Annotated in this window: 10 protein-coding genes; 8 read left to right on the forward strand and 2 right to left on the reverse strand. The window is 40.8% G+C overall.

Features of this window, described 5'->3' with window-relative positions; genetic code table 11:
- The first annotated feature begins 2 nt into the window (after positions 1-2).
- From NSTC745_RS23260 to NSTC745_RS23280, 5 genes are all read left to right on the forward strand, one after another.
- Positions 3-1397, forward strand: a complete 1395-nt coding sequence (locus NSTC745_RS23260) for an ATP-grasp domain-containing protein (RefSeq protein WP_445633069.1) — start codon at positions 3-5, stop codon at positions 1395-1397.
- A 271-nt stretch (positions 1398-1668) separates the two neighbouring features.
- Entirely contained in the window at positions 1669-2775 is a 1107-nt protein-coding gene (locus NSTC745_RS23265; RefSeq protein ID WP_445633070.1) for a D-alanine--D-alanine ligase family protein, read from the forward strand.
- A 478-nt stretch (positions 2776-3253) separates the two neighbouring features.
- Positions 3254-4027 carry an SDR family oxidoreductase gene (locus NSTC745_RS23270; protein WP_445633071.1) on the forward strand — a complete coding sequence of 258 codons (774 nt, stop codon included), beginning with the start codon at positions 3254-3256 and terminating at the stop codon, positions 4025-4027.
- Between the two features lie 272 nt (positions 4028-4299).
- Entirely contained in the window at positions 4300-4770 is a 471-nt protein-coding gene (locus NSTC745_RS23275; RefSeq protein WP_445633072.1) for an NADAR family protein, read from the forward strand.
- Between the two features lie 538 nt (positions 4771-5308).
- Positions 5309-8137 carry a GAF domain-containing sensor histidine kinase gene (locus NSTC745_RS23280; RefSeq protein ID WP_445633073.1) on the forward strand — a complete coding sequence of 943 codons (2829 nt, stop codon included), beginning with the start codon at positions 5309-5311 and terminating at the stop codon, positions 8135-8137.
- A 127-nt stretch (positions 8138-8264) separates the two neighbouring features.
- Here the strand turns inward: NSTC745_RS23280 and NSTC745_RS23285 are convergent, their stop codons facing one another.
- Positions 8265-9143 (reverse strand): IS982 family transposase, encoded by an 879-nt coding sequence (locus NSTC745_RS23285; RefSeq protein ID WP_445633074.1) that lies wholly within the window; start codon positions 9141-9143, stop codon positions 8265-8267.
- A 793-nt stretch (positions 9144-9936) separates the two neighbouring features.
- On the opposite strand from NSTC745_RS23285, the gene NSTC745_RS23290 reads away from it, so the two are divergent.
- A complete protein-coding gene (locus NSTC745_RS23290; RefSeq protein WP_445633075.1) occupies positions 9937-10707 on the forward strand; it encodes a hypothetical protein in 771 nt (256 codons plus the stop codon).
- Between the two features lie 460 nt (positions 10708-11167).
- Here NSTC745_RS23290 and NSTC745_RS23295 read toward each other — a convergent pair whose 3' ends face one another.
- Positions 11168-11968, reverse strand: a complete 801-nt coding sequence (locus NSTC745_RS23295; protein ID WP_445633076.1) for a PEP-CTERM sorting domain-containing protein — start codon at positions 11966-11968, stop codon at positions 11168-11170.
- A 398-nt stretch (positions 11969-12366) separates the two neighbouring features.
- Between NSTC745_RS23295 and NSTC745_RS23300 the strand changes: the two genes are divergently transcribed.
- Positions 12367-13671: an alkaline phosphatase PhoX gene (locus NSTC745_RS23300; protein WP_445633077.1), complete on the forward strand. Its 1305-nt coding sequence runs from the start codon at positions 12367-12369 to the stop codon at positions 13669-13671.
- 393 nt (positions 13672-14064) lie between these two features.
- Complete coding sequence (locus tag NSTC745_RS23305; RefSeq protein ID WP_445633078.1) at positions 14065-14496, forward strand: DUF2358 domain-containing protein; 432 nt, start codon at positions 14065-14067, stop codon at positions 14494-14496.
- Positions 14497-14598 lie beyond the last annotated feature (102 nt).

Genomic DNA, 14598 nt, shown 5'->3' on the forward strand with positions numbered 1-14598 from the left:
GTATGGCACAATCTATTTCCGTTTCTTCTTCACCTGCTATCCCGTCTTTTCCTTCAGAGACAAAAATAGCCGTAATTATCCAAAATCTTTTGACTTTGGCGTTGTTATTATTAGCACTGCCAATTAATGCCGCGATCGTTTTAGTAACTTTGTTGTGGCATACTATCTCGCGTCCTTTCCAGCAGCCAGCCACGAAAGCAGCAAACCCCAAAAACATCCTGATTAGTGGCGGCAAAATGACCAAAGCTTTACAGCTAGCGCGGTCATGCGCTGCTGCTGGACACAGAGTGGTACTGATAGAAACCCACAAATATTGGTTATCTGGTCATCGATTTTCCCAAGCCGCAGACAAGTTTTATACTGTTCCTGCGCCCCAAGAAAACCCAGAACGCTATACTCAGGCTTTGATAGACATCATCAAACAAGAAAATATCGATGTCTACATTCCTGTCACCAGTCCATTGGGTAGCTATTACGACTCCCTCGCCAAGCCATTGCTGTCAGAGTACTGTGAAGTATTTCACTTTGACATAGATATTACGGAGAAATTGGATGATAAATTTGCCTTTGCCGAAACAGCGCGATCGCTTGGTTTATCAGTACCTAAATCTTTCAAAATTACCTCTGCCGAACAAGTTCTAAATTTCGACTTTTCCCAGGAATCTCGCAAATATATCCTCAAGAGCATTCCTTACGATTCAGTACGACGTTTAGACTTAACTAAGCTTCCCTGCGCCACTCCAGAAGAAACAGCTGCATTCGTCAGAAGCTTGCCAATCAGCCCAGACAAGCCTTGGATTATGCAAGAATTTATTCCTGGAAAGGAATTTTGTACCCATAGCACCGTCCGGGATGGCGAATTACGATTGCATTGCTGCTGTGAATCTTCAGCTTTTCAAGTCAACTATGAAAACGTTGAAAATCCTCAAATTAGGGAATGGGTGAGGCATTTTGTCAAGGAACTGAAACTTACAGGACAGGTTTCCTTTGACTTCATTCAGGCTGAGGATGGTAGAGTTTACGCCATTGAGTGTAATCCTCGCACGCACTCTGCAATTACGACTTTCTACGACCATCCCCAAGTTGCCCAAGCTTACCTCGATCGCGAACCGATGGCTGAAACATTACAGCCATTGCCAAGTAGTAAACCAACTTATTGGACTTATCACGAAGTTTGGCGTTTGACTGGCATTCGTTCTTTGACACAATTGAAAAAATGGATTGCAAATATTTGGCGGGGAACTGATGCAATTTACAAACCAGATGACCCGTTACCATTTTTAATGGTGCATCATTGGCAAATTCCTTTACTCTTACTCAAGAATCTACGTCAGCTTAAAGGCTGGACGCGCATAGATTTCAACATCGGTAAATTGGTGGAATTGGGGGGAGATTAGTATCACGCTCCAGGCGCAGAGTCACAGAGAAAGAGGTAATATCATGTCCGCTTGATTGCTTGTTAAACCTGAAGAACCCCACCCCTTAATCCCCTCCCCGCAAGCGGGGAGGGGAGACAAAGCACAGCTTTGGCGGGGTGGGGTGCAATCAGTGTGGGAATCATAACTAATTAACCGGACATGATATAAGAAGGGATCAAAACTCCTCATTCTCTCTGCGCCTGGAGCGACTCTGCGCGAACAACCTTTTATTACATTAGGAACATGAATCATGCCAGCACTTCGTATCCTTCATTTAGTTGGCTCTGCACAGAATGATTTTTACTGCGATTTGTCACGCCTTTACGGCCAAGACTGTTTGGCAGCAATGGCAGAGCTGCCTTACGACTCTGCGATCGCATACATCACACCCGATCGCCAATGGCGATTTCCTCGCTCTCTGAGTCGAGAAGATATTGCTCAGGCTCAACCGATGGCTGTGTCTGAAGCCATAGAGTTTATTGCAGCACAAAACATTGACATCGTGTTACCACAAATGTTTTGTATCCCTGGAATGACTTACTACCGCGCTTTATTCGACTTGCTGGAAATTCCTTACATAGGCAATACTCCGGATCTCATGGCAATAACGGCTCACAAAGCCAGAACTAAAGCAATTGTGGAAGCCGCAGGGGTAAAAGTGCCTCGCGGAGAAGTGCTGCGTCGGGGAGATGTTCCGACAATTACACCTCCAGTAGTTATTAAACCTGTAAGTTCGGACAACTCTTTAGGGGTAACTTTAGTCAAAGATGCTGCCGAGTATGAAGCGGCGCTGGAGAAAGCATTTGAACATGCAGATGAAGCGATCGTAGAAACATTCATCGAAGGTCGAGAAGTCAGATGCGGCATCCTTGTTAAAGATGGGGAGTTAATCGGTTTACCTCTTGAAGAGTATTTGGTAGACTCTCAGGAAAAACCCATCCGCACCTATGCCGATAAACTCAAAAAAACAGATGATGGTAACTTGGGTTTCGCCGCAAAAGGTAATAACAAATCTTGGATTTTAGACCCTAATGACCCGATTACCCAAAAGGTTCAGGAAGTGGCTAAGAAATGTCATCAGGCTTTGGGTTGCCGCCACTACAGTTTATTTGACTTTCGCATCGATTCACAGGGACAACCTTGGTTTTTAGAAGCTGGGTTGTATTGTTCTTTTGCCCCCAAAAGCGTGATTTCCTCTATGGCAAAAGCAGTAGGAATCTCTTTAAATGAGTTATTAACGATCGCGATCGATGAAACGTTGGGCAGTAATAAATATAGCGATCGCATCTCAGTTGTGGAAATTAACGAACCTTCAAAAACCCCAAGAAAAGAAAGAGAGCTTTCACAAATGATTTAGGACTGGTATACAATTTGGATGAGAGGTTGTTTTAAAAGTGTTTTGCTGTGATTTTAATCGCATTATTACCCCCCTTAATCTCCCCTTATAAAGGGGGGAAACAAGGAAAATCTGGTTCCCTCCCTTTTACAAGGGGAGGGTTAGGGAGGGGTAAAAAATATTTGATAGATTAATCATGACTTTTCAAACATCGTTTGAGGTTGGGTAATTTTAGAAATATTTTTGATAGACCACTATTAAACGTTAACTGTTGAGTGTTAAGTTTAATTTGATTATGCAAATTGAATATTTTTCAGATCTTTAACAGGGAACAGAGAAACCACACTGAAAAATTTTTTTGAGCGCGGCTTCAAACGCCACAACTAAAGTCTGTCACTGCTGCTCTGTGTTTCCTACCCCAAAGAAGCTGATAACTAAAATTTGCGTCAGTTCCAAATTATTGGACAATTGACACTGGACTGTTGACTTTTCACTAAAAATGGCTTCTCTGGAAAATCAAATCATTTTAATTACTGGCGCTAGTAGTGGTATTGGTACTGCTTGTGCCAAAATTTTTGCTGGTACGGGTGCAAAACTCATCTTAGCGGCACGGCGGTTAGAACGTTTGCAGCAACTTGCAGATACTCTGGGCCAAGATTTTAATACTGAAGTTCATTTGTTAGAGCTAGATGTACGCGATCGCTCTGCTGTAGAATCTGCCATCTCTAATCTACCCCCCTCTTGGTCTGACATCGATATTTTGATTAATAATGCCGGTTTGAGTCGCGGTTTAGATAAGTTACATGAGGGTAGTTTTACAGATTGGGAAGAGATGATTGATACTAACATTAAAGGTTTACTTTATCTCTCCCGTTATGTCGTTCCTGGAATGGTCAGCCGCGGTCGCGGTCATGTGGTAAATTTAGGCTCCATTGCCGGACATCAAACTTATCCTGGAGGGAATGTATACTGTGCTACTAAAGCTGCGGTGAGAGCAATTTCTGAAGGCTTAAAACAAGATTTGTTAGGTACTCCTGTACGCGTAACTTCCGTTGACCCTGGGATGGTAGAAACGGAATTTAGCCAGGTGCGGTTTCACGGCAATACTCAACGTGCCAATCAAGTTTATCAGGGACTTACGCCGCTGACTCCAGATGATGTGGCTGATGTGATATTTTTCTGCGTGACGCGATCGCCCCATGTCAATATTAATGAAGTTGTGCTGATGCCGATTGACCAAGCCAGCGCTACCTTAGTTAATCGACGCACTTAGGAATTAAGAGATAAGAAATATACCCCGATGAGATGGGGGAGCAGGGGAGAAAAACCGCAACTAACTTCAAGCTAACGTCACTGAGCAGAGTGAAAAGCTTTTGGATGGCAAGCACATTCAGGGTAAGCTCATGATTAAGGTAGTAAACTTGCTGTTTCAGGAATTGCGTAAAATTCCTCTGACGTAAGCTAATGTTAAAACCCTTCATTTGTATGAAGGGTTTTAAACTTTCAGTTACCCTGAAAATAAATATATAAAAGAGCAATTTTCAAATGACCATTTACTTTTATAAGGCTTGGCAGCCTTATGGCTGTTTTTCTAACTTTTCTTTCCACGGGATTCACGTCCAAGGTATTTACTGGCCAACGGTTGAGCACTATTATCAAGCACAAAAGTTTGTTGGTAGTACGGATGCAGTAATTATACCTTTCATTCATGCCGCTACCACGCCCGAAGAAGCTGCTGCTTTGGGAAGATGTAGTACTCGTCAACTACGTCGAGATTGGGATTTAGTCAAAACTCAAGTGATGCGAGAAGCTGTACTCAAAAAGTTTCTCACCCATGCTGATATTAGAGAAGTTCTCTTGAGGACAGGCGATGAAATGTTGGTTGAAAACTCGCCAACCGATTATTTTTGGGGATGTGGCGCTAATAAAACCGGTCAAAACCATCTAGGTAAAATTCTCATCAGCGTTCGTGAAGAAATCCGAAAATTGCTATCTTTAACGGTAATTCACGAATAATTTAATTAAAAAAGTTACATTCAACATAAAATCAGCAATTAAACGGGGAATAGTCAAATTCCCCAGTCAAAAATTTTTCAACAAATCACTGATGCTGAACTATTTAGTTGCGAAAAATCTTGATTAATCGGCTTAATGGGGATAATTATTCCAAAAATATTGTTAATTTCAAGCAATTAATCAGCTATTAAGTTAAGTAAAATTACTGAAATAGTTTAATGGCTGAGAATATAAAATTAATAAGTGTCAATGATTAAAAATTTCTTAACTATAAGCTTAAGAGGATATTTGTAAAGACTATGTAGTACATTAAGCCTTTTAAAATTTTCCTAAATCAATTATAAGAAGAGGAATTCTGATAATTGCGAAATTGAACCCATTTGTAAAAATATCAGCAACAATCTTACACGAAAATCAACGTATTCATAGCAAAAATTTCATGAAATGGGATAAAAATCAAGGAACTGTAATTTGAAAATTTTCATCAAAGACAACTATAAAAAACTTTTTTAAAATTCAGTCATAGTGTATATAAACGATGACATTTACCGATAAAACACACTGGTTGCAGCAAAGCTTAGACAAAGAAAGTTTACTGCATCGGATGACTAAACAGATCAGGCGATCGCTCGATCTTCAAGAGATATTAACGGCTACTGTTGCCGAAGTACGGTCGTTTTTGGGTACAGATAGGGTCACGGTGTATCGGTTTAATGTTGATGGTAGCGGTGAAGTAATAGCTGAATCTATTTATGAGCAGCGTCTACCATCTTTATTGGGGTTACGCTTTCCAGTCCATGATATTCCACAAGAAGCTAGAGAGATGTTTCTGCTAGCAGGACAACGTTCGATTGTAGATGTAGCTAATGGGAAAATTGGGCTATCACCTCTACACTCAAAAGAAACTAGCGAACGTCTAAAAACTAATATTTACTATCGGCAAGTAGACCCTTGCCATATTGAATATTTAAAAGCAATGGGCGTGCAATCTTCGTTAGTAGTGCCAATTTTACATTATGACTTGAAAGAAGAATCGGCAAAACCCCAATTGTGGGGATTGTTGGTATCTCATCACACCCAAGAACGAAGGATTTTGAAGCGAGAACTGAGATTAGTGCAGCAAGTTGCCGATCAAGTAGCGATCGCCATTGCTCAAAGTCGCCTATTCACTGAAGCGATCGCCCAGCAGCAACGAGAAGCTACTATTAACCGAGTAACCACACTATTACATAAACTGCCAACAATCCAATTACAGGGGGCATTAGAAGAAGCGATCGCTGCCTTCGCTGGCGTAGGTGGCAGGCTTTACATTGAAGAGAGTAAAGAACTATATACCTGGGGCGAACAACCTAAACTACCATTCGAGCTAGAAAATAGCATCATCGAACAGCATCCCATGTGGCAAAACTGGATGGCTGAGTGTAAACCAGGTAATATTTGGGCAACCACTGACCTTTATAAAGAAGTGCGTTTGCGAGTTTTAGCTTTAGGGTTCCGTTCCACTTCAATTCGGGGACTGATGGCGATTCCCCTACATTACCGCGAAAAATTTATTGGTGTATTAAGCATTTTTCGCTCGGAATTTGACACAGAAATTTTGTGGGCGGGACGGTGCGAAGATAATCAGCGGCTATTATTACCGAAACTTTCCTTTGAAGTTTGGCGAGAAGAAAAAAAGGGGCAAGCACCTGAGTGGAAGGCAGAAGACATTTCATTAGCTCAAGCGTTGTACGATCATTTTTCAATGGCAATTCAGCAGCAGCAAATGTACAAACAAGTACAAGCCCTGAATTCCAACCTAGAAGTGCGGGTGCAAGAGCAAACTGCTGAACTAGAAAAATCATTACTATTCACCAAAGTACTCAAACAAGTCACAGACCACATCCGCAGTACATTAGACTTGCAGACAACCCTCCAGACTATCGTTCGGGAAGTGCGATCGCTGCTGAATTCAGACCGGGTGCTGATTTTCCAAATCCAAACCAAATCGGTGATTGTGGAAGAAATTAATGGCAACTGGCAGTCAGTTTTGGGAGTGGAAGCACCAGGAGAATGCTTTCCCGATGAATTTGTTAATTTATACTTCCAAGGTAGGGTACGGGCTGTTGACAATATATCAGCGGTTTCTTTGAGTGCCTGTCATCGAGATTATTTGCAAAATCTCCAAGTGCAAGCCAACTTAATTGTTCCCATCAACATAGGTATGCAAGTATGGGGATTACTGATTGCCCATCAGTGCGATGCTCCCAGAAATTGGCAGGATGCGGAAATTGATTTATTGCAACAGCTAGGAGATCAGGCTGCGATCGCCATTCAACAAGCACAACTCTACGAACAAACTTGTAGTGCCGAAGCTGAAGCCAGGAATCAAGCTGTACAGTTAGAACAAACTCTGCATCAACTCCAAGAAACACAGACAAAATTGATTCACACTGAAAAAATGTCTGCCTTAGGACAGTTGGTAGCAGGTATCGCCCACGAAATTAATAACCCCGTTAACTTTATCTACGGTAACCTCTGCCATGCCAGCGACTATACCGAACAATTACTAGAAATTTTACGGCTTTACCAGCTACATTATCCCAACCCTCATAGTGAAATTCGGGCTGCTATCGAAGCGATCGATTTTGATTTTTTGGTAGAAGATCTGCCAAAAATCATGGAGTCAATGCAAGTAGGAAGCGATCGCATCCGTTCAATAGTGCTGTCGCTACGCAATTTTTCTCGCTTGGATGAATCTGAAAACAAGCGCGTCGATCTGCACGAAGGTATTGACAACACTTTATTAATTTTACGACACCGCCTCAAAGGAAATTCTGAATTTCCAGCCATTGAAGTCATCAAAGACTATGGCAAAATCCCACGAGTGGAATGCTATGCCGGACAAATGAATCAAGTATTCATGAATATTATCAGCAATGCTATAGATGCTTTGGGAATGGGCAATGGGAAGTGGGGAGTGGGGAAATGGGAAGATGAGGAGATCGGGGTATGGGAAGACGAGGAGATGGAGAAATGGGGGGATAAGCGAAACTACCCCCATCATCCCACCTCCTCCTATCCCCAATGCCCAATTCCCGCTGTCCACATTTCCACTAAAGTTTCAGCTGACAACTCTCGTGTGTTGATTCGTATTAGTGACAATGGGCCTGGAATGACTCAAGAAGTGAAAAAGCGAATATTCGATCCGTTTTATACTACCAAACCTGTGGGTAAAGGCACAGGGCTGGGATTGGCAATCAGCTATCAAATTATTGTCGAAAAACATGCCGGAATAATGGAGTGCATTTCAGAACCAGGCAAAGGTACAGAGTTCTGGATTGAGATTCCCGTTAAACCGCCGGGGACAATTAATAGTCAGCCCTAGCTTGGGAAGTAAGGGAGATGGGGAGACAAGGAGATAGCTCAACAGTCAACATTCGCTGTTTTGCCCATACGCAATATTACAAAATGTTAGTTTCAAGGCTTAAAAATTTACTTAACCTGAGTTCGGGTTAAAGGTAAGAAGGTAAAAGCCAGTCTAGTTGAAGGCTAGGTTTCTTGGGTTGATGACAATAAGCGATTAATCCGCAAAGAACGTTAACGCAAAAATTAACTGGGCTTCGGTGTCTAGAATGCTCAATCTGAGAAATGTTTTTGAGTTGATCGTTAATGGTCTCAATAATTGAGCGTTTACGCGACAAAAGCTTGTCATGAAGACGCATCAGCTTATTTTTCATGTTACGGCGGGGTTTGGCAAAAAATTGGATTCCGAACTCTTTCAAAAGTTGAGAAGCAAGTTTTTCGGAAACATAGCCGCGATCGCCAAAGATTTTTCCAAAAAGACCACTCAGTAAATCAGGAACTGGTTTCCGGTCGTCAATATTACCAGGAGTGATAGCTACATTTAAGAGTTGGCCAAACTCATTGACGACAAGATGAAGTTTAAAACCAAAAAACCAATCCACAGAAGTCTTGCCACGATTAGCTAAATCTTTAAACACCCGATGACGCGAAATCCGACGATTATGGCAGACTTTCAGACTTGTTGAATCGATAAAACCGATACCCGTACAAGCTCCAAAACAATGCTTCAGATAGACGCACAAAGGTATTAAGGTGGATGGTATCCATTCGATAAATCTTTGATAACTCGGAAGATTTGGAAACGCATCACTCCAATATTTTTTTACTTGATTCAAATAAAAATATTTGAAATTTCGGTAGTGGTTCTGATGAAATGCAATCAGTATCGTCATCATCTCGCTCAAACATAGTCCTTTTGCCCGATTACGCTTTATTGCTCCACTAATTAATAGCTTTTTGTGCCATTGCGCTTCAAACCCTTGACAGAAATCATCTACATGGCAAAACAAAGCTTCTAAACTAAACATAGGACAGGTTGCTGGATTTAACGCTATTTTCAGCTTATTACCTGTCCCTTTCTTTATCCCGAACTCAGGTTACTTAGCAATTAGTCTATTCATCCAAAAGGTTGATGATAAATTTATTAACAATAGACTATAGAATCCTATATGATTTATGAGAATTCGCGGTGTTTAGATCCCCGATTTCTCAACGCTGACGAGTTTCGACTCCGTTCAACTCTCGACTATGAAGTTGGTTGAGCGTACCCCTCCGGGGAAGCAAGCTACGCGTAGCGTCTCGTTGGCGTAGCCTCTCGTAGAGAAGAGAAGTCGAAACCAACGGCTAGGGTAAATTCATTAATGGAATTCGCCTTACCCTATATTAATTTAAGTAAAAAAATACTTAAAAAGTAAAGTTTAGTTGCAAAAAAAGTTAGTTTCATCCACTAGTGCTAATCTAATAGTTGAAGCTAATAAAAAGCTTCCCTGGCAGATACAACAGCTGCATGATGGAATGTAGTAAGAGGTAAAAGACGCTGTTTAATTCACATCTGTCTCGTCAAAACACGGCAACACCCAACGCGAAAACTCATATTTCCTCAAAGTGGAAAATTAGGGGGCGCTGGAACTGATTTTCATTACTTGTTTACAAAGTGATGAGAATTAGTACATCCCTGGTTAGAATAAACAAGGAGAGGAAATGTTGAAGCGAGTAGATGGTTGGGTGTTGTTGTATTTAAAAAGAAATCAGAATAATGACTCCTCTGGGTGTAAGCTGAATACGAAGTTAAATAGCGAGAAATAGTTAAAATAGCGCCTTATGTCAATTATTGCGCTCAGAGCATGGTATTTACAGGATTATGAGCCGATTCCAGAATTGGAAAAGCGCCCACCAGACATTCGCCTAAGTAAAAAAAGCCTGCTGAGATCGGCATTGCGAGCGGACTTTTTAGAGGAAAGCGACGAAATTAAAAAATCAATTTGGTTTGGGCGCTATCTGGAAGGGGAAGATATTGAATTTTATATTGAGGGTAGTGGCGGCTATCGCGTAGCTAACATTGACTTGATTAGTCACGAAATTTATTTTACTAAACAAGCCCTGTTAGCTCAGTTAGAACCAACTATTTTTTTCTCCTACCAAACTGAGTATGCCGCAGCAAGCGATGTTCTCAGAGAAGAACTGCGAAAAACTTTGGAGAAATTAAACTTGCGATCGCGCCTTCCTTTAACATTAGTAGAATCCTCTCGCCCCAGCGATGCCACTTTCCGAATTAATCGCACTATGATGCGGAAAATCCGTAAGAGTTTGTTATTTATCGCTGATACCACACCGATTACTAGTGTTGATGTTAAAGAAAACCTCCAACTAATTCCCAGCCCCAATGTCTGTATTGAAATTGGTTATGCCATCCAAAGTAAGCGGTCTGAACAGATTCTACTAGCACAAATGCAACGCCCAAATTTTGAAGGACAAGTTCCCTTTGACTTACCCACACAACAAATTTTACAATTTCAAGACATCAAAGAACTGAATAAAATTCTGACGCGAACAATTGAAAATCAGCTAGCACGATTCAAGTTGTTTTTTTGAACTAGATATTGAAGATGAATCATCCGTCAGAATTTAGAATTCAGAATCAATTAGTAGGAGATGCAAAGCCGCCATTTATACCATTTCTTTGTGAGGCTGCGCCAAACCCTTTTAACTTCTTTCTTTGTGTTCTTCTCTGACGAGACGCTGCGCGAATGCGTCCTTTGCGGTAGCCTGCGGCAAGCCGCTCCGCGTCTACGTTTTTCTTTCTTGTACTTATGGTTTAGCAGATTTTCATACAGAATTGGTATTAGAAGCACCACCAAATTGAGAATTTGGTGGTGGGGAAGTCTTAAACGCAACCTATTCATCCAGCAGCAGTACAGAATTCATGCTGAATTCTAACGACTGACGCCTTTATTCTATTTCTCCAAATATAGACAGTTCTGGCCATCTTCCAGATCCTGGCTGTTAGAGCTAAAATAATGGTCAATTACAGTTCTAATCAAGCTAGCTTCGACTATTCCGGTTTACTGTCTATAGTAGATGCTGGCTTTTTCTTGATAACTCTACTCAGAAAACCCATTACTAATAGTCCAGCAATTGCGCCAGGTTCAGGAATCGCAGTTGCTGTCAACTGGCCTCCAAGATCCAATCTACAGTCTGGGAATGTGTCGCATACTTCCGGAGAAAGATCGTCTTTTAAGAAAATTTTAGCCGTTGGCAATCCTTGTTCGGCATTTAGGTAAGTATAAAAATCTAACCCTGTCACATCTGTTGCAAAGTCAATTCCCAAATCAAAACCATTCGGCGTGTCAAAGTTGCCTGTTTGTAGAACAGTCTTTGTAACTGTATCAAAATTGAAATTGAAACTACTATCGACTTCGGGAAAATCGTATTGGAAATTTTGCAATAAAGTTCCTTGAGGATTGAAGAAAGAAATAGCAAAATCAGTTAATTGTTCCTTAGTGACAATGCTTCCTAGAAAACTATCGTCATAGCTGAACTTTCCCTTAGCTGAATAACCTTTATCTCCTAGCCAATTAAGCTCAAAAGAAGCAGCATCAGCACTCTGTATGTTGATGAAAGTAGCCATAGAACTGAAGGCAGCAACAGCTACAGTAGCTTTGATTTGGTTATGAATGCTTTTCATTTTCTTGACAATAGCAATAGATTTTGATGTTGTGATAGTTTTTGTTTGACTGTGCAATTTTAGATTTGAAATTTGAGATTTTAGATGAAAAATTATTTCCCTAATCTTGCAAATAAGCAAGATACATGCGCCGTCCCTAGCGGTACGAAAAAATCCTTTTATCCCCAATTTTAAATCCTGAAGCCTCTATTGAGAGTGGTTGAAACCAATCTAAAAGACGCTCTTGGACTTGCTAACAGTAGACTATGGGGAATCAAAAATCTAAGATTGATTCACCTGAGTAAGGTCTAAAACACCTTTGGGCAGATTGTATCATTAGATTAAATCTAATCCATATACTTTAGGTTTTTCTTTGTCATAGAAGCCTAAAAATCTGATATTTTTTGTTTTAAATAATTCTTTAACTTCTCTTAACTAAAGGTTCTTTCATTTCAAAAATTCATCATTTTGTAAATTAATAAAAGGAGTATTAAAACTAATAATCCCAAATTAAATTAAGCATTACCTCGGCTTAATCGAAGTCGAATAATTTCTTGTCAGCATTTTTAAGTAGCCAAAAAATTTTTATGAAATTATCTCGGCGTCGATTCTTTACATTAGCGGGCACAAGTGCTGCTGGCACTTTGCTAGCCTCTCCTTTAGAAAGTCTTATTGCTAGACAAGCCAATGGTCACCCTGTATTTGGAAAAGGTTACGGGCCGCTTGTACCAGATCCCAATGGCTTATTAGATTTACCAGTTGGATTTAAGTATCGCACTTTCTCTCTAACAGGCGACCTGATGAACGATGGTACTAAAGTTCCGGGTGGCCATGATGGTATGGCGGCTTTCCCCGGTCCTAGAGGTACAGTTATTTTAGTTCGCAATCACGAACTTAGTCCTACTTCTGATACAAAAGCCGAAGGGCCGCGTCCTTACGACCCATTTTGTAAAGGTGGTACGACCAACTTAGTTATTGGAAGCGATCGCAAGCTAATCAAACATTTTACTTCTTTAAGTGGAACTTACCGTAACTGTGCGGGGGGACGAACTCCTTGGGGTTCATGGATTAGTTGTGAAGAGAACACCACTACTCCAAATTCGTTTCCGGTAGGCAATAGCAACTACGTCTCGAAATTCCACGGCTATAACTTTGAAGTTCCAGCTAGCACCACCACTCCTGTGAAGCCTGAACCCCTAATAGCTATGGGAAGATTTAACCATGAAGCTGTGGCGGTAGATCCCAAAACAGGAATTGTCTATGAAACTGAAGATAAGGGAGATAGTCTTTTCTACCGTTTTATCCCCAAAGTACCTGGTAAGTTAAAGGAAGGCGGTACTCTCCAGGCTTTGAAAATTAAAGATATCTATCAAGCACAAACATTTACGAATTTCCCCAAACGCAAGCCCTTTAAGGTAGAGTGGGTAACTATTACAGAGCCAAATCCAGTTGAAGATACTGTAAGAGTTGAGGGTTTTGCAAAAGGAGCAGCCCAGTTTGCCCGCGGTGAAGGTATCTGGTATGGTAACGGTGAATTTTACTTTTGCTGCACCAGTGGTGGTGCTTTAGGGCTTGGTCAAGTCTGGCGGTATATTCCAGCAAAAGAGACAATTGAACTGTTCGTTGAGTCTACATCTGCTGCCGAACTGGAAAATCCAGATAATATAGTTGTCTCACCTTATGGCGATCTCATCCTGTGTGAAGATGGAGATGACGAGCAGTTCTTAGTAGGTGTTACTCCCAAAGGCGAACTCTATCAATTCGCCCGTAATGCTTTGAATACCAACGAGTTCGCTGGTGCTTGCTTCTCACCTGATGGTAAAACTTTATTCGTTAACGTCCAAACTCCGGGGATTACTTTCGCAATTTGGGGCCCTTGGAAAAAGTCATAGAGGTTAAGATTAGCAGCAATTCTATTTGAGTTGTGAAATTATTTGTGAAGGCAGGTAATAGGCAATGATTTAGGAGTGCGACTATATTGATACTGTGCCAAGGGTTGTTGAGGATATTACCCTTGATTCGGTAAAATCATTGCCTAACAAGGCTTAAGAGCTTTTTAGTACAAACGCATCAATCAAGTAGGGTAGCACAGCTGTGCTACCCTACAACAATTTAATTTTCAAGTATTGACCAAGCCGTAGGGGCACAGGATTGCTGTATCCTGACATATAGATGTAGTTTAAATCTACTGTAAGTGTGTAGAGCTAGCCCGTCGTAGACATAACCTGTAGCGGAAAGTTGTTGGAAGGCGATCGCCAAAATTAATATTACACAGTTATTTGCAGATGGAACAAGTAATTGAAACTCTCAAACAAGATTTACCGACACTTTTTGAAAAAGATATTTCCTATGACATTTATACACAGGACATCTATTTTAAAGACCCGGTGAATACATTCAAATATAAATTTAATTATCGAATTATATTTTGGACTTTGCGATTTCACGCTAGACTATTTTTTACCCAAATTTACTTTGATGTACATGATATAAAACAGTCTGCTGAAGATACTATTTTAGTAAATTGGACAGTGCGGGGAGTGTTGCGCGTTCCCTGGAAAGCTCCTTTGCTTTTTAATGGTTATTCAACTTATAAACTCAACAAAGATAATTTGATATACGAGCATATTGACACTTGGGATAGAAAGCCAGGAGAAATTTTAAAACAATTTTGGCAAAAGGGAGAAACAGATAAAAATGCCTCAACAATAAATTAATACATGTCATCAGTCGAAAAAAGCTACGAGAATACTGCAAAGAACATACTGACTGCTATGAAGTACTTGATGACTGGTACAGAACTGCTAGTCAAGCAATCT

The sequence above is a fragment of the Nostoc sp. DSM 114161 genome, from assembly GCF_052692665.1.